Raw genomic sequence first — 16,321 nt, forward strand, 5'->3', positions numbered from 1 at the left:
ATCTTTTAAGTTCTCAAGATTTCCGGCATACGTTAAAGCATCCAAATTGATGATCGTAGAATCCGGATTATTTTTTACAAATTCTCTTACGACGTGTGAGCCAATAAATCCTGCTCCGCCAGTGATGATGATGTTTTTCATTCTATAAATTTAGAATTTATATCTTAGGATTATATTTCAAGAAAATACGTATCTGCATTTTCTGGATTGAATGCTTCGTTAATCCAGAAAATAGTGTACAGTTCTTCGTCTCCGATATTTTTAATATTATGGGTATACCAGATTGGCATATCTACATAAGCAGGTTCGTTTCCATCAAGATAAAAATCTAATACTTCGTCAGTATCGATTTTTCGTAATTGAATTAAAGCTTTTCCTTTAATTACAGCAAAACGCTCGATCTTTCTGGTGTGATAATGGTTTCCTCTGGTAATTCCGGGTACAGTGGTTGAAAATGAACATTGTCCCCCGATCCCTAATCGAATTACTTCCACAAAAGCTCCGCGAGGATCTGTGTGTTGGGTGAATTTTACCGGATAATGGGTTTTGTAATCGATGTATGATCGAAATGTATTGAATAAATTATGTTCAAATGTATTATTGATCACAGGAATTTCTCCGCCATCAAAATATTTTGTTTTATAATCATTTAATAATGCTAGAACTTCTGAAACTTTTTTTGTTGCGGTAGCATCTATAACGAATTCCGGTTTGCTGTTGCCTTCTCTTATTTCGTTAACAATCGTATCTACCAATTCCTGAACGTAAATTAATTTCACCTCACCATCGTTGGCAATTGTCGGTGTTTCACCATGCGTCAGCTGATGACAGAACGTAGCAACAAAAGAGTTATAGAATGGTTTTCCGAAAGCACCGAAAACATTAGGAATAATTAATCCTGTAATTTTACCTCCATTCTCTTCTGCCCAATTGGCTAAAGCTTGTCTTCCTTCTTTTTTTGATTTTCCATACAGATTATCTCTTTCTTCTTGTGTTGAAGAAGAAATCATAACATGAGCTTTTGAATTGGCTCTTTTCAGGGAATCAACCAATTTTTGAGCTAAACCTACATTAGTTTCATAGATAAATTGTTCATTTTCGTGACGGTTCATTGCAGCCAAATGGATAATAACATCACAATTTGCAACAAATTGATCTAGTTCATTTTCGTTTTCAAAATATTCTTTTTGAAAATCTATCCTTTGAAATTCTTCAGGAAACAGCCCTAAAGTATTGTACAAATGTTTTCCAACAAAACCATTTTGACCGGTAATTCCGATTTTTTTCATATTTAAATTGCTTTTAGCTTTTGGCTTCTAGCTCTGGTTATTACAACCATCTGCTACAATATAATTTTATAATTTAGATATTGTCAAAGTATTCTAAACTGTATCTAAACTCATCATTGATTTCTCCTAAATCAAAATCAGCTAAGACCAGAAGTTTACTGTTATTTTCTCTCGCCTGAATCGCAGTAATATAGCCTGACGGAATATGAAGGTAAGTTAAGACATCATCTGTTAAAAGATATTTCTCTACTGTTAAATTTTTTGAAGGATTTTTAAAATCATCTACAGCAATCACAGAAATACTAAAACTTCCTTTCATACAAGCAAACCATCTATGTTCAACCTTATGCCCCTGCCAACCACGAATAAAATCTGTCGAATGATTTTCAATCGTATAGATTCTTTTGATCTGTGAGGCATTGAAATCATTGTTGTACGTAATGATTCCTCTCTCGTCCTGATGTTTTTTACCTTCTAACAGCATCGATTTCCTTTTAACTTTTAACTTGGCTCTTTTACCTTTACTTTCTAATAAGGATATTGCATTACATCTTCCCCAAAAACTTCTTTTCGGATCAGAGGTAAAGTAGAAATCAGTTTTTTCAACCCTTCTACACCTTGCTGCTCAGTATTATGTGAATGATAATCTTCAATTTGCGCAACTTCTTCCTCACCTTCAGAAAAATATTGAGCATAATTCAAGTCTCTATTATCTGCAGGAACACGGTAAAAATCGCCCATATCTTCTGCTTTGGCCATTTCTTCACGAGTACACAAAGTTTCGTATAATTTTTCTCCGTGACGTGTTCCGATTACTTTTATAGGAACTTCTTTACCAGTCAATTCAATTAAAGCTTGTGCTAAATCTCCAATGCTTCCGGCAGGAGCTTTGTTTACGAATAAATCTCCAGGATTGGCATTTTCAAAAGCAAATAAAACCAAATCTACCGCATCATCCAATGACATGAAAAATCTTGACATATTAGGGTCAGTTATCGTAATTGGTTCTCCTTTTTGGATTTGATTTAAAAACAATGGTATTACAGAACCTCTTGAAGCCATTACATTACCATAACGGGTCAAACAAACTACCGTATCTGTAAGATTTCTGGCTTCTGCAACGGCCACTTTCTCCATCATCGCTTTGGAGATTCCCATTGCATTGATTGGATATGCTGCTTTATCTGTTGATAAACAAATTACTTTTTGTACTTTATTGGCTGCTGCCGCACGAATTACATTCTGCGTTCCTTCAACATTGGTTTTCACTGCCTGCATTGGGAAAAATTCGCAAGATGGAACTTGCTTTAACGCTGCTGCATGAAAAATATAGTCAACACCTCTGGTAGCAGGTTCTACACTTGAAAAATCTCTTACATCCCCAATATAGTATTTGATTTTATCGTTTTTGTATAAATTTCTCATATCATCCTGTTTTTTCTCATCACGAGAAAAAATACGGATTTCTTTGAAGTGGTCGGTTTGTAAAAAACGGTTGAGCACTGCTGTTCCGAATGAACCTGTTCCTCCTGTTATTAAAAGGGTTTTATTTTGAATTTTCATGTAAAAATTTATATTTTTAGTGTGTTAAAAAATGAGACATTACCTATAGTTATAAGGAATTTCCATATACTGCCAGAAAAATTTATATTCCGCTTCTTTTCTTATAGAAAATAATGTTAGAAAAATAAAAATGCCAATTATTAAAAGATATAATACCTCTCTTTGTTTAGATTTCCACATGGTGGCAGTATCAATCAAAAATGGAATCCAAACAATAAGTATTATATCAAAATACTGTGCTACTCTACCTGCATTAGTATTAACCCATTGTAAAGGAAATAATAAAAAAGCAATAGCAAACGTACTAAACATTATTCCAGTAGAGGGAAACATAGAAACTGTTTTTTTTATGGAGAGCATTCCCCAATATGCTATTAGAATATGAGCAGCTGTAAGAGCTATAGAACCATTAGTACTTTTATCTTCTAGATAGCTTTCAAATCTTTTTTGAGTACTCTCGGAAGAAGAAACTAAAAATGTAGCAATTTCATTTTTAAATAAAAATACTATCGGAAACAGAATAAAAACGCTTATATATATTGTCCTGTATCTCTTAATATTAGCTATAAAATACAATGAAAAAAAAACCAACGAAGAAATATGCATAAATGAAGCTAATATTACAAAAAAAGAAAAGTGAATTAATTTCCTTTTTTTTATAAATTGAAACCCAAATAATAACAAACCAGTAGCAAGTGTTTGTCTAATTCCTGTAATTGAAAAGAAGCTGTAAAACATTGCCATATAAAGTACAAATGCAACAATCACATGCCTAATGTGGATTGTGTTATTATAGACAAAATGTCCTAATGCAGACATAAAAATCAAAGCAACAAAAAGTAGGTAAAGTTGATAATCAGTGATGAAAATTTGGAAAATTTTCTGAAACAGATAATAACCTTGGTCTTTCCCTTCATTGTTCATTATTCTTGAAATGATATCATTAAAAGACGAACTCTTAACATCTTCAAAAATGGTATAATACTGGTAAGTGTCCGCTCCTACATACCAATTACGCAAACCTGATTGAAGAATCAGCATTATAACAATAACAATAATATAATGTTTTCTTCTTTTTTCATAAGGCTTTTGTATTATATCAGAACTGTATATTACTCCCAAGAAAATAATTAAAAAAATTATTAATAGCCTTATCATCCAGATTTCTATTTTTTCATTAGAATTTTATCAATAACTCTACTTAACATTTCGAAGTTAGCTATTAAACCACACATTTTTTCAGTATTATTTCTTAAAACCGCAAAATCATTTTCCTTCAAATTCGCTACGTGGTTAATTGTATTTGCTAAATCTAAAGAGTTCCCATTTTGAAAAAAAAAACCATTTTCATTTTTCTTTACAAACTCGTCCATTCCTGTAATATCAGAAACAATAACTGGAACTCTTTCGGAAAAACTTTCCAATATTGGCAAGGAAGCATGTGGCTTTGAAAAACAAGATATAGTTGCCACACTTTTTTTGTAATAATAAAACACATCTTGAGTTTTACCTATTATAATAGCATTAGGACTTTTTTTAAGAATTCTGTATAATCTAATACTTTTAAAAATATAGGGGTCAAATATTCCTTTAATTAATTGATTTAAAGACGATAATTTATCTGTATAGCTTCCCAAAAAGAAAATTTTAACATCATTATTTAGATATTTTAATGAATGAACTAATTGTTCAAAACCTTTTATGCGTGAACTTCCTCCTAAATAAGTAAAATATCTATGTTCACTATCTGTTTCATAATTTTCTTCTAAAATAGTTTCTTTTTTATTCCTTATTTTTATTATAGGATCATAGATTACTGTTGTTTTATTCAAAAGATTTAGCCTTCCTGCATTATCTTTTGTAATTGCTACAACCCAATCACAGTTCTTCTTAATATTTGACCGGATTAAATTATAAAAGATAAATTTTCTGTCATCTTTTAAAGGTTCTCTAATATGAATAATTACTTTTTTACCTTTTTTTGAAGGATAATATGCCCAATCTGAAATAAAAGTAGAGTTTAAATACACCAAATCATAATCTTTAATAAGAAAATTGTATTCTATCTTTGAAAAAATATATTTGTTTACATGGTAAGTTAAAAATTTATATAATTTCAAAATATATTTTATGAAATTAAAATAATTTGCAGAAGTATGTGAAAATATTTTGTAGAAATATTTATAAAATATAAATGACTTAGGACGGATAACATTAACTCCTCTTTGTTCTATGTATTCTATGGCCTCGCTATTAAAAATACAAAATACAGCTACATTATAATTTTTTTTAAGTTCATCAATCAAACCCAAAAGAGCAATCAGTCCACCTCCTAATCCTCTACCATGATGTATAATTAACATCCTTTTTTTCATACTATTTAACATTCTGCATTAATTCTTCTTTCAAAACTTCTAAAAATTGGTTTCCATACTTAGTATCTGGCTCCATATAATTTCCTTCCCCCCATTCGTTCCATGATTTTAAAAAAATAAGACGTTTGTCTTCACTTTTATTAATGGTAGTAGTTAATACCGATTTGACATGTTTACGAAATAAGCTTGGATTATGACCGGTTAATACATATCCTTGTCTTCCGCTTCTAGGAGAATGATCCCAATTAGGAACTATTGAAGGAGATACTTTTTCAGAAAGCTCCTCTTTTCCAATTAAAAAGTCTATAGCTTTCTTATACTTAATTATTATTGGAATAGGGAAAAATTTAATAATAAGCGGATTAATATATTTCCAAATTTTATTCTTTTTGACCAACCTGTCAGATAATCTCATTAAATTAACATTGTCAAAACCCATATCTAAAAGTTTATGAAGATCTTCAATATTGCCCGCCTGTGCACAGAAAAAAATTCCCTTTAATCCATTCTCTCGAGCTAAATTTTGCCATAATTCCATGAAAATTTTCACATCAGGAAATTTTAATGGTCTATATATCATAAATAAAGGCTTTCCATCGACATTGATGTATCTATTGTCTTTAAATGCCTTGAGCAATTTAAAAAAATGATTTTTATAATCATCCAAACCTGGATAAATTTGTTCCGCTAAAACTTTTTTTGAGGTGACTTTGTTATTTTTCCAAAATTTGGCATGCCAAGATTCATTTGCCCAACACAAACAAAATGGAAAATCAGGCTTACCAGAATCCAAAACCTCTTCAAATGGTAACTCTAACTCTTGCTTTCCATTACCAAACCAATAATGATAATAACAAAACCCTTCAACTCCTGCATTTCTCGCCATTTCTGCTTGCTGCTCACGCACTTGCGGTAGTCTTAAATCATAATATCCTAAATCAGCAGGCACTCGAGGTTGTTCATGACCTGGAAATAAGGGTTTAGCTTTCCCAACATTAGTCCATTCCGTAAATCCCTTTCCCCACCAAATATCATTACTTGCTGTAGGGTGATATTGTGGCAAATAAAATGCAATAACTCTATTACTACTCATCTTTCTTAATAATTTAATTTTTAATATTGGATATGATAATTTTAAAATTAGACATTTTTAAGGGGATATTTTTCAATTTAAAAAGATATAACACACAGAAAAACACAGAAAAAAATGATGATAATATTATATAAAATATGAAACTAAAATTTGGGTACTTAGTATATATAGTGTAGCTACACAAAAACATCATTAAACATATAAGAAAAGGCACAAATGTATAATTTATAAAAAAACTTATTATTCCTATATCTATCAATTTTTTTAATGGAAAAAAAAGATAAAAATAAGCACCTACATTTATTATAACCCAAGAATAACCTGCACCACTAAAGCCAAATTTATATATGCAAAAGTATAAAAGTGGAATACCTAGAATAATCTGACAGATCCCTTGATAAATAGTGTATTTTGTTTTACCAAAAGCTAATAAAGTATAGTAAAATAATAACTGCATTGATAAAAATACCGTACCTATTATTAACATTCTTGCTAAAAACTCCATATCATCTTTGAACCCAACTTCGATTCTATTACCCAACCACAATTTAAATATTTCAGAAATATAAATGTATAAAATTAATGAAATCACAAAAATCATCACGTTCAAAAAATAATTTGATAATTTAAATACATTTTCCAAACGCTTCTTATCTCTATCTGCAGCCATTTTAGAAAAAACAGGAAATAAAGCGGTAGCTAAGGGCATCCCTAATAGTCTAGGCGACTGGGCTAATGACGATGCTAAATTGTAATACCCAAAAATCTTTAATGAGAAAAATGAACTAACTAAAATTTTGTCCATTTGCGAATTTACAGATGAAATGATTGAGATTAAACTCATGCCACCAATGTAAAGTAAAATATGCTTTGGGAGTTTTAGAAAAATAACGACTAAAACGTCAATTTTAGTCTTAAAATATAAAAGTACATTGAAACGCAAAAATAAAACGTAAAAAATATTACAAATTATTTGCCACAAGAAATATATATATAAATTATTTGAAAAATATTTAAGGATAATTACAATAAAACCTAAACGAATTAAAGTCCAAAAAAATTGATAAATATTTGCTTTGACTTGAAATCCCAAACCAAAAATAGCACCGTAATAAAGTGAAGAACTTAATTGAAAAATTACTCCTACTGATATTAATATAACAAATTTTGTTAAATCCTCAACAGAAAATTTATCTGAATGTAACCAATATTTTGCAATTATATTTGAAAATAGTAATAGAAATAATAACAAAGTTCCACATATAATAAGATATTTCTTTTCAATTAATTTGAAAACTGTATACTTATAATCTTCTGAAGAAGAAGTTGAAAACTCTTTAATTACCGCTGAAGATAATCCCAAGTCAGCCAAACTAATTATACTTAATACAACTGTATAAAAACTAATAATACCATATGCTTCGACACCTAATAATTTAATATATAGTGGAACAAAAAGATATATAGAAACAATTCCAAATAACTTATTTCCATAATTTGTCAGAATATTCAAAATATTAGATTTCATTCGTAATAAAATATTTAATTTAAAACATTTAACAGATAGTCTCCATAACATTCGTCATCACAAATTCTGAATCGTTTGTGGAACAATTAACATGCGATTCTGCAGCTAAGTGAATAACACCATCAAGTTGATGTTGTTAAAAAATCTGTAAAACATAAGCAGCATCTATAATATCAACTTTTACAAAGGTATAATTCAAAGAATTTTCAATATCTACTAAATTCTCAAGATTACCTGCATAAGTGACGGCATCTAAATTAATGGTGTTATAATTATGATATTTTAGAATAAATTCACGAACAACGTGCAATCCTATAAAACCTGCTCCTTCAGTAATTAAAATAGTGTTATTCATTATAATTACAATCTATTGTCTGACTTATCTGAAATTATTCCTTTTACATCATAAACAATAGCATAGTCCTTTTTCAATGCATCAAAATCAATATTCAAGAATTCGTTATGTGCTACTCCTAAAATTATTGCATGGAATTTTGTATCTGGTAATTGAATCAAACTATCAATACCATACTCATGTTTTACTTCACCAGGATTTGCCCATGGATCATAAGTCGTTACTTGGACACCATAATCTTCTAATGCTGCAATAACATCTACAATCTTCGTATTACGTACGTCTGGACAGTTTTCTTTGAAAGTTACACCTAACATTAAAATCTCTGCGCCATTGATATTAATTCCTTTTTTAATCATTGTTTTCACGACTTGCGATGCCACATATTCACCCATAGAATCATTCAATCTTCTTCCTGCTAAGATAATCTCAGGATGATAACCATGTTCCTGAGCTTTTTGCGCCAAATAATAAGGATCTACCCCAATACAGTGACCTCCTACTAAACCTGGTTTGAAAGGCAAAAAATTCCATTTTGTACCTGCCGCCTCTAAAACAGCATGTGTATCAATCTCTAATAAATTGAAGATTTTAGCTAATTCGTTGACAAATGCAATATTGATATCACGTTGTGAATTTTCAATTACTTTTGCAGCTTCTGCTACTTTAATAGTGGGTGCTAAATGTGTCCCTGCAGTAATTACAGATCTATAAAGATCGTCTACTTTTTTTCCTATTTCAGGAGTAGAGCCAGATGTTACTTTCAATATTTTTTCTACGGTATGTTCTTTATCACCTGGGTTAATTCTTTCTGGTGAATATCCTGCAAAGAAATCTACATTAAATTTCAAACCAGAATTTTTCTCCACTACCGGGATACAGTCTTCTTCGGTAGCACCAGGGTAAACAGTAGATTCATAGATAATAATGTCTCCTTTTTTGAGTACTTTCCCCACCGTTTCGCTCGCTTTAAATAAAGGAGTTAAATCGGGGCGGTTATTTTTATCAACTGGTGTAGGAACCGTAATTATGAAATAATTACAATTTTTAATCTCGTCTAACTGATTGGTTACATATAATCCTTTCTCTTCGTTAGGATTATCAACTAAAACTGCCTGAAGCACCTCATTTTCAACCTCTAAAGTATTATCAGTACCCGATCTCAATTCATGAATTCGTGTTTCATTGATATCGAAACCAACAGTGTTGTATTTAGTAGCAAATAACCTCGCCAATGGTAGACCTACATATCCTAAACCAATAATTGCTATTTTGTAATTCATAAGGAGAAATTATATTCAGTTTTCTTTATTATTTTAAGTTTTCCCAGTACCATTGTACTGCTTCTTTCAGCCCTTTATCTATAGTATGAGTTGGCTCATATCCTAATAATGTTTTGGCTTTTTCAATAGACGCTAATGAGTGTGGTATATCTCCGATACGGTTTGGCCCATATATTACATTAACATTAGAAATCTCTCTATCAAATTCGCTTAGGTATTCTTTCAAATATCTAACTAAATCATTCAATGTCGTACGATCACCAACAGCTGTATTATAAACTGTATTAATTGCTTTAGAATCATTTGCCAACATTGCACGTTCATTCATCTGGATAACATTATCAATATAGGTGAAATCGCGAGAGTAATCTCCTGTTCCGTTAATTTTTGGCGATTCATGGTTCATGAATTGTTTTACAAATAATGGAATAACAGCTGCATATGCTCCATTTGGATCTTGGCGACGGCCGAATACATTAAAGTAGCGCAGCCCTATACAAGATAAACCATAGGTTTTACTAAAAATATCTGCATAAAGTTCATTTACATACTTTGTAATTGCATAAGGAGATAGTGGTTTTCCAATCACTTCTTCAACTTTTGGTAAAGATTCGGAATCACCATAGGTAGAAGAAGAAGCTGCATAAACAAAACGTTTAACATTCGCATCACGAGCGGCAACTAACATATTTAAGAAACCAGAAACATTGACTTCATTAGAAGTAATCGGATCATTAATTGAACGGGGAACCGATCCTAATGCTGCTTGATGTAAAACGTAATCTGCTCCAGCAACAGCCTCATGACATGTTTCTAAATCTCTTATATCACCCTCAATCAGTTTATATTCTTCATTAGCAAGAAAAGATTCTATGTTATGACGGTGCCCGGTTGCGAAGTTATCTAAACAAGTTACTTGATAGCCTTTATTTAAAAAATATTCTGTAAGATTAGACCCTATAAAACCTGCTCCTCCAGTAATTAAAATTTTATTCATTATTATGATTTAAACATTTTCTTCCACCATGATTTATCAGAATCAGCACTGTAGCCATACCCATATTTATACCCATAGCCATATCCGCTATTCATTTTACTCACATCATTGAGCACCATTCCCACATTTTTAATTTTCTTATCTTTTATTTGCTTGTTGATAAATCCAACTAATTCTTTTTCTGTATAACCAGAACGGGTAACATATACTGTAATATCTGCCACATCAGCAATTAAAAATGAATCTGTTACCAACATTAATGGAGCCGTATCCAATAATATGTAATCATACATTGGTTTTAATGATTCTACCAATTCCTCATACCTTCCGTTAGATAAAAGCTCTGTCGGGTTTGGTGTAATAGCTCCTGAATAAATCACATCACAATAAGGGTTGAACGAAGTGGGATGAATAATTTCTGAAACATCCATCTGGTCATCATACATAAATTCTGAAAGACCAATCAATCCTCTTCTGCTTTCATTATATCTCTGTAACTGTGGATTTCGAATATCTGACCCAATAATAACTACCTTTTTCCGAGGTGATGCTAATGTAAGCGCTAAATTAACCGAAGTAAATGTTTTTCCCTCCCCTTTAACTGTAGAGGTAACAAAAATCACATTACCTTTTTTGTTTTTTGGCAACATAAAATTAATATTGGTAATTAAAATTCTGAACGCTTCTGCTAAAGGAGATAAATCATTAAGTTGAACAATTTCAGGATCGCCTTTCTGTAAAGACGGAAGCTCTCCAACTACAGTTCCTCCATCAAGCAGTTTTTCAAGATCTTGTTTAGTTTTAATTTTATTGTTAAATAATTCTAAAAGATAAATAATAGCAAAAGGAATTAGCAACCCTATAATCAATGCTCCGAGATAAATAATCATTTTTTTCGGAGAAACCGGAACAGGGTTCGTTAAAGCATCGTCTACAATTCTAGCTTTTGGAGCAGCAATTGCCAATGATATAGCAGCTTCCTCTCTTTTTTGAAGTAATAATAGATAAAGCTGTTCTTTAATATTTTGCTGTCTTTCAATACTACGGAACATCTTTTCCTGAACTGGAATTTTAGAGATTCTACCAGACAATTTGTTTTGTTCACCGGCAATTGTTCCTATTGAAATCTGAAGTGCAGATTGACTTTTTTGTAAGCTCTGAATTACTGAGCTACGCATACTGTTTATCTGACTGGTAATATTCTGAACAACCGGATTGACTGTAGTGGAACTCTCAAGTAATCTGTTTCTATCAATGACCAACTGATTATACATTGCAATATTAGATGTGATATTCTGATCTGCAAGTCCAACATTTAGAGGTAAAACCTGATAAGTACCCTGTTTGTTAACAGAACTAAGCAGACTTTGTACCAACTCTAGCTGAGACTCGTTCTCAAGCTGCTTCTGGCGGCTGCTCATGGCTGTTTCCAGAGAAAGCTGTGCTTCAGTCTGAATATCTGCGATATTGTTCCGAAGCTTAAAATCTTCTTTCTGAGATTCTACGGTACCTAATTCTTTACTGATAAGATTAATACGCTCATCAATAAAACTAGCTGTTTTTTGTGCTTCAGAGTTCTTATCTAGAATTGCTTCACGGTTATAATTTACAGCAAGCTTATTTAAAATATCCACAGATTTGTCAGAAATAGGATCAGTGATTGAAATTTTAAGAACTGTAGCCTCCTTTTGTACCAAATTTACATTGAGCTTCGCAAGATAATATATTGCTCTGTCCATTCCTGACATAAATTGCAGTCTGAACTGTGCAGTTGATTTTTCTGAAGTAGTTGATTTAAATTTGGGATTTTTCTGGAACATTACCACACCAAAAGGCATTGTAACCGATTTATTGAATTCAGTTTGAATATCTTTCTTGAAACTCTCAGATTCAATGATGATCTTATTGCCTTTTACTTTAGCGATAACTTCTGTTTTCGGATATTTAGCTTTTTTCTTTTCGCTGATGATCCTTACTAAAAAAGGAGAAGTTTCTTTATATAATTCGCTATCTTTTATATTTCCTTTAGAATAAATATTAGTTTCTAGTGCTAATTCTCTTACTACTGAGAGCATCAGTTTTTTAGACTTCAGAATCTCAATTTCATTGTCTACTGAGTTGGTACCCATCCCTCCAATACCACTTAATTCTGAAATCACAGACATATCAGGCTGACCTGCCGCTGATTTTTTAACCTCTTTAATTAATAAGGTTGATTCTGTGCTATACACGGGAATGCTGTATCTTAAAAAGAACCATGCGACAATAACGGCTACAATAGCACCTATGATAAACCAATACCACCGATGAATGTAAGGTTTAACAATTTCCCTGATATTTAAAGACTCTTCCTGAATCTCATTTTGCATTTGATTATAATCCACTATAAAGAATTCTCTTAAATTAATTTTTTGTAAGAGCCAAAACCCCAATCACTAAAGAAGCAATAACTGATGCAACCGAAATGTACAATCCTGTATTTGGATCAATTCGTGCTGCCTTCTCTCTATTCGCATTAGGCTGCACATAGATCATATCATTTTGCTTAAGGTAATAGTATGGTGAATTTATAAACTGCGCACTCGTCAAATCTATCCTTTCTTTTGTGATCTTTCCATCGACATTTCTTACGACCAATACATTTGTTCTGACACCATATACAGTAAGATCTCCAGCTAGACCCAAAGCTCCCAAAAGTGTTGTACTTCCGTCGGGAATAACATAAGTTCCTGGTCTTGTAACCTCTCCTAAAACAGCAACTTTAAAATTTATTAATTTTAAATCTACATCTGGATTTTTAACATATTGTGAGATGAGATTAGTTAATTTAGCCTTCATCGTTTCTACATCTTCATTTTTTGTACTTACAGTACCAATTTGCGGAAATGTAATATTCCCATCTGTATCTACAATATATGTAGGTCCTGAAACCGGAAGCTGCTGAGGAAGATTATTTGAACTTGGATTAGAATACTGTGTTATTGTTGCACTTGAAGAATAAGTTTGGTTAAATGGCTTTACCACGTCCATATCTTTAGCTGTCACAGTAATAATTAATTTATCACCAGGCTGTAATGTACTCCTACTGTTTTTAATCGAATTATCTAATGCGACACTTTCAATATCTTGCATATAGTTAATTTCCTGTCTTGGTGTACATGAGGCTATCGCTAAGCCAACTACACTGTAAATAAAATATTTTTTTAAAATCATTTCTGAAAATTTTTCACAAAAATAGGTTTATTATTTTTTAAATAGATTTTTTAAACTATTGTTTAATTCGTTTTAACGATTATTAACAAATATGATTCAATTATTACTCAACTGAATGCTTGGGCTTTGGTCACTCATAACAATAATGTCATTGTCTTTTATGTCTAAAAGCTCAAACTCTGAATTATTACTTATAAATTCCGGAACAATTGCTTTCAAAAGGGTGACTACCTGTATCTTATCTCTTTTAACTGCGGATTTTATAATTTGTTTGCATAATAAATCAATCTCTTCAAATCCCAAATAAGGGTCTTTGGAAATCATAATTTTCTCATGATGTGTAGGAACTGTAGTTGCATTATTACTCAATAGTTCCTCATAAAGTTTCTCGCCGGGTCTTAAGCCAATAAATTTAATTTTGATCTCTTCATCGGGAATATATCCTGATAACTTTATCATTCTTCTTGCAAGATCTAATATTTTCACAGGCTCGCCCATATCAAAAACATAAATTTCACCACCATCTCCCATAGTCCCTGCCTGAAGTACCAGCTCGCACGCTTCAGGTATCGTCATAAAATAACGTATAATATCGGGATGCGTGATGGTAACGGGACCACCCTTCTCAATTTGTTTTCTAAAATGCGGAATCACTGACCCATTTGAGCCTAATACATTTCCAAAACGCGTAGTAATGAATTTTGTTGTATTGCCTTCCGTATTCTGTAAAGACTGCACAAAAAGCTCAGCCGTTCTCTTTGAGGCACCCATTACATTGGTAGGGTTTACGGCTTTATCTGTAGAAACCATTACAAAACGGTTTACTTTATATTTTTTTGAGAGCAGTGCGACATTCTTTGTCCCTAATACGTTTACAAAAATGGCTTCATGCGGATTTTCTTCTATTAAAGGCACATGTTTATAAGCCGCTGCATGATAAACCATTGAGAAATGATAGAGTTCAAATATTTTTTCAAGCCTGTAAGAATTGGAAATATCCGCTAAGACAAATTTGAATTTCTGATCAGGGAATTTTTCGAGCAATTCAAGTTCCAATTCGTATAAAGGAGATTCTGCCTGATCAAGCACAACAATCAGCGAAGGACTAAACTGAGCTACCTGACGTACAATTTCGCTACCGATAGAACCTGCTCCACCTGTTACCAGCACGCTTTTCCCAGCATGCCTTCTTGTAACCTCTTCGTTTTCTATTTTTATAGGTCTCCGATTTAATAGGTCTTCTATTTGCAGCTGACGAATTCCACCGACCAAATCAGAATCACGCATTTTACTTAATGTAGGAGCTTTCAAAACTTTCAGTCCGTGGTCTAAAGCCAACGTCATCCATTCTTCGAGCTCTTGTTTTGACATAATCTCTTTGATAATCAAAACTGCATCAAATTTGCCGGTTATATTTTTATTCTTAAAAAAATAGTCACTATTATAAATTTTATGCCCCAGCAGAACTGCTTTGTTAGAATCTGATCTTTTCGTTACGAAACCCTCTAACCTATAAGGATAATTAGGATTATGAAGTATTGCTCTTGCTAAAGAAACAGATGCATCACTTACCCCCACAACTGCCACTCTGGTTTTTGACGAAGCCCCTTTAATATCAATTAAAATATTAAAAAATTGCTTGGTAACCATTCTGAAGAAGAACATCAGCGAAATCGAAATGAAAAAGTAAAGAAATAAAGTAGGATATAAATAAAGTGGTTTACCAAACAGGAGCTCTATAAAAAAATTTAAAAATATTAATGTTACTAAAGTGCTGCCTGAAGATAAAACAATCTTAAATAAATCAAAAAAAGTAGAATGTCTTATTATACCAGCGTATGTTCTAAAAACAAACATAAACAATAAATTAACCGCAATAAGTATTATTCTTTTTTCTAAACGATGATTGGGGAAATTGACCTGTACGCGCAGTCTATCTAGAAGTATATATGCCAAAAATATGGATAGAAGTATAATTGAAATATCAATAAGAATGACAATCCATCGCGGTATATATCTTAGCTCTGTGAGTTTTACAATATTATCCCCTTTATACAACGCACTAAAAGCATCATCCAGCTTTTTCATCCAACATTTTGATATTTTGATTATTCCGCAAATATAATGATATTATTTTTATAAAAAAATCAGTTTAAAAATATATTTTCATTTACTTAATACCCATATACTTAAAATTTAAAAGAATAATCTACCACATTCAAAATGAAATAGATAAATATTTAACACAGTTTCTTATCTTAAAACTATTTTAAGTTTGAAATTTAAAATAAATGAGACTTAATTTAATTTATTGTTATAAATAAGAAAATCTTCCGGAAGTAATTCCGGAAGATTAAATTAATAATAAAATGACTATTCTTAAGCTGTCTTCTTCTTATTTGCACACGCTATTGTTAAACCCAATGCAATTATTAAAAGTACCGGAATATAATCATCGATAGGTGCTAATCCCGGATCACCCGGATTTGCAGGCAAAACATCTTCTTCTTGCAACTCGGTTGTACCATTATCATATATAAATGGATTATCTGAAGATTCCTGTGCAAAAACAAATCCTGATAATACCATTACAAACATTATTATAATCTTTTTCATAATTCTTTC

General features: G+C 31.6%; 14 protein-coding genes and 1 pseudogene. All 15 read right to left on the reverse strand.

Features of this window, described 5'->3' with window-relative positions; genetic code table 11:
• A partial coding sequence (locus tag OH814_RS19920; RefSeq protein ID WP_308827945.1) for an NAD-dependent epimerase/dehydratase family protein occupies window positions 1–141 on the reverse strand: 141 nt, incomplete at its 3' end.
• 29 nt (window positions 142–170) lie between these two features.
• Window positions 171–1,289 (reverse strand): NAD-dependent epimerase/dehydratase family protein, encoded by a 1,119-nt coding sequence (locus OH814_RS19925; RefSeq protein ID WP_308829376.1) that lies wholly within the window; start codon window positions 1,287–1,289, stop codon window positions 171–173.
• 73 nt (window positions 1,290–1,362) lie between these two features.
• Window positions 1,363–1,773 carry a WxcM-like domain-containing protein gene (locus OH814_RS19930; protein WP_308829377.1) on the reverse strand — a complete coding sequence of 137 codons (411 nt, stop codon included), beginning with the start codon at window positions 1,771–1,773 and terminating at the stop codon, window positions 1,363–1,365.
• Window positions 1,774–1,817: 44 nt separating this feature from the next.
• Window positions 1,818–2,852: a polysaccharide biosynthesis protein gene (locus tag OH814_RS19935; protein ID WP_308829378.1), complete on the reverse strand. Its 1,035-nt coding sequence runs from the start codon at window positions 2,850–2,852 to the stop codon at window positions 1,818–1,820.
• A gap of 39 nt (window positions 2,853–2,891) precedes the next feature.
• Window positions 2,892–4,010: an EpsG family protein gene (locus tag OH814_RS19940; protein WP_308829379.1), complete on the reverse strand. Its 1,119-nt coding sequence runs from the start codon at window positions 4,008–4,010 to the stop codon at window positions 2,892–2,894.
• An 8-nt stretch (window positions 4,011–4,018) separates the two neighbouring features.
• Window positions 4,019–5,227 (reverse strand): glycosyltransferase, encoded by a 1,209-nt coding sequence (locus OH814_RS19945; protein WP_308829380.1) that lies wholly within the window; start codon window positions 5,225–5,227, stop codon window positions 4,019–4,021.
• A 1-nt stretch (window position 5,228) separates the two neighbouring features.
• Entirely contained in the window at window positions 5,229–6,320 is a 1,092-nt protein-coding gene (locus OH814_RS19950) for a glycoside hydrolase family 99-like domain-containing protein (protein ID WP_308829381.1), read from the reverse strand.
• 13 nt (window positions 6,321–6,333) lie between these two features.
• Window positions 6,334–7,848, reverse strand: coding sequence for an oligosaccharide flippase family protein (locus OH814_RS19955; RefSeq protein ID WP_308829382.1), 1,515 nt, complete (start codon window positions 7,846–7,848; stop codon window positions 6,334–6,336).
• Between the two features lie 34 nt (window positions 7,849–7,882).
• Window positions 7,883–8,203 (reverse strand): annotated as a pseudogene (locus OH814_RS19960) (GDP-mannose 4,6-dehydratase); the annotation flags it as partial.
• Window positions 8,204–8,208: 5 nt separating this feature from the next.
• Window positions 8,209–9,486 carry a nucleotide sugar dehydrogenase gene (locus tag OH814_RS19965; RefSeq protein ID WP_308829383.1) on the reverse strand — a complete coding sequence of 426 codons (1,278 nt, stop codon included), beginning with the start codon at window positions 9,484–9,486 and terminating at the stop codon, window positions 8,209–8,211.
• A 28-nt stretch (window positions 9,487–9,514) separates the two neighbouring features.
• The gene (locus OH814_RS19970) at window positions 9,515–10,483 is read right to left on the reverse strand and encodes an SDR family oxidoreductase (protein ID WP_308829384.1); all 969 of its coding nucleotides are present in this window, start codon (window positions 10,481–10,483) and stop codon (window positions 9,515–9,517) included.
• A 2-nt stretch (window positions 10,484–10,485) separates the two neighbouring features.
• A complete protein-coding gene (locus OH814_RS19975; RefSeq protein ID WP_308829405.1) occupies window positions 10,486–12,852 on the reverse strand; it encodes a polysaccharide biosynthesis tyrosine autokinase in 2,367 nt (788 codons plus the stop codon).
• 34 nt (window positions 12,853–12,886) lie between these two features.
• Window positions 12,887–13,696 carry a polysaccharide biosynthesis/export family protein gene (locus OH814_RS19980; protein WP_076562120.1) on the reverse strand — a complete coding sequence of 270 codons (810 nt, stop codon included), beginning with the start codon at window positions 13,694–13,696 and terminating at the stop codon, window positions 12,887–12,889.
• Between the two features lie 96 nt (window positions 13,697–13,792).
• On the reverse strand, window positions 13,793–15,784 hold the full coding sequence (locus tag OH814_RS19985) for a nucleoside-diphosphate sugar epimerase/dehydratase (protein WP_308829385.1): 1,992 nt from the start codon (window positions 15,782–15,784) through the stop codon (window positions 13,793–13,795).
• Window positions 15,785–16,075: 291 nt separating this feature from the next.
• A complete protein-coding gene (locus OH814_RS19990; protein ID WP_308829386.1) occupies window positions 16,076–16,312 on the reverse strand; it encodes a hypothetical protein in 237 nt (78 codons plus the stop codon).
• Between the last annotated feature and the right edge of the window lie 9 nt (window positions 16,313–16,321).

Origin of the sequence: Chryseobacterium sp. CFS15, from assembly GCF_031118795.1 — a bacterium.
In the GTDB taxonomy this organism is placed as follows: Bacteria; Bacteroidota; Bacteroidia; order Flavobacteriales; family Weeksellaceae; genus Chryseobacterium; species Chryseobacterium indoltheticum.

What these genes read in the sequence shown, in the direction of transcription:
- OH814_RS19950 (WP_308829381.1), bottom strand. Translation starts at nt 6,320, where the DNA reads ATGAGTAGTAATAGAGTTATTGCATTTTATTTGCCACAATATCACCCT.
- OH814_RS19930 (WP_308829377.1), bottom strand. Translation starts at nt 1,773, where the DNA reads ATGCTGTTAGAAGGTAAAAAACATCAGGACGAGAGAGGAATCATTACG.
- OH814_RS19985 (WP_308829385.1), bottom strand. Translation starts at nt 15,784, where the DNA reads ATGAAAAAGCTGGATGATGCTTTTAGTGCGTTGTATAAAGGGGATAAT.
- OH814_RS19955 (WP_308829382.1), bottom strand. Translation starts at nt 7,848, where the DNA reads ATGAAATCTAATATTTTGAATATTCTGACAAATTATGGAAATAAGTTA.
- OH814_RS19945 (WP_308829380.1), bottom strand. Translation starts at nt 5,227, where the DNA reads ATGAAAAAAAGGATGTTAATTATACATCATGGTAGAGGATTAGGAGGT.
- OH814_RS19965 (WP_308829383.1), bottom strand. Translation starts at nt 9,486, where the DNA reads ATGAATTACAAAATAGCAATTATTGGTTTAGGATATGTAGGTCTACCA.
- OH814_RS19935 (WP_308829378.1), bottom strand. Translation starts at nt 2,852, where the DNA reads ATGAAAATTCAAAATAAAACCCTTTTAATAACAGGAGGAACAGGTTCA.
- OH814_RS19925 (WP_308829376.1), bottom strand. Translation starts at nt 1,289, where the DNA reads ATGAAAAAAATCGGAATTACCGGTCAAAATGGTTTTGTTGGAAAACAT.
- OH814_RS19980 (WP_076562120.1), bottom strand. Translation starts at nt 13,696, where the DNA reads ATGATTTTAAAAAAATATTTTATTTACAGTGTAGTTGGCTTAGCGATA.
- OH814_RS19975 (WP_308829405.1), bottom strand. Translation starts at nt 12,852, where the DNA reads ATGCAAAATGAGATTCAGGAAGAGTCTTTAAATATCAGGGAAATTGTT.
- OH814_RS19970 (WP_308829384.1), bottom strand. Translation starts at nt 10,483, where the DNA reads ATGAATAAAATTTTAATTACTGGAGGAGCAGGTTTTATAGGGTCTAAT.
- OH814_RS19990 (WP_308829386.1), bottom strand. Translation starts at nt 16,312, where the DNA reads ATGAAAAAGATTATAATAATGTTTGTAATGGTATTATCAGGATTTGTT.
- OH814_RS19940 (WP_308829379.1), bottom strand. Translation starts at nt 4,010, where the DNA reads ATGATAAGGCTATTAATAATTTTTTTAATTATTTTCTTGGGAGTAATA.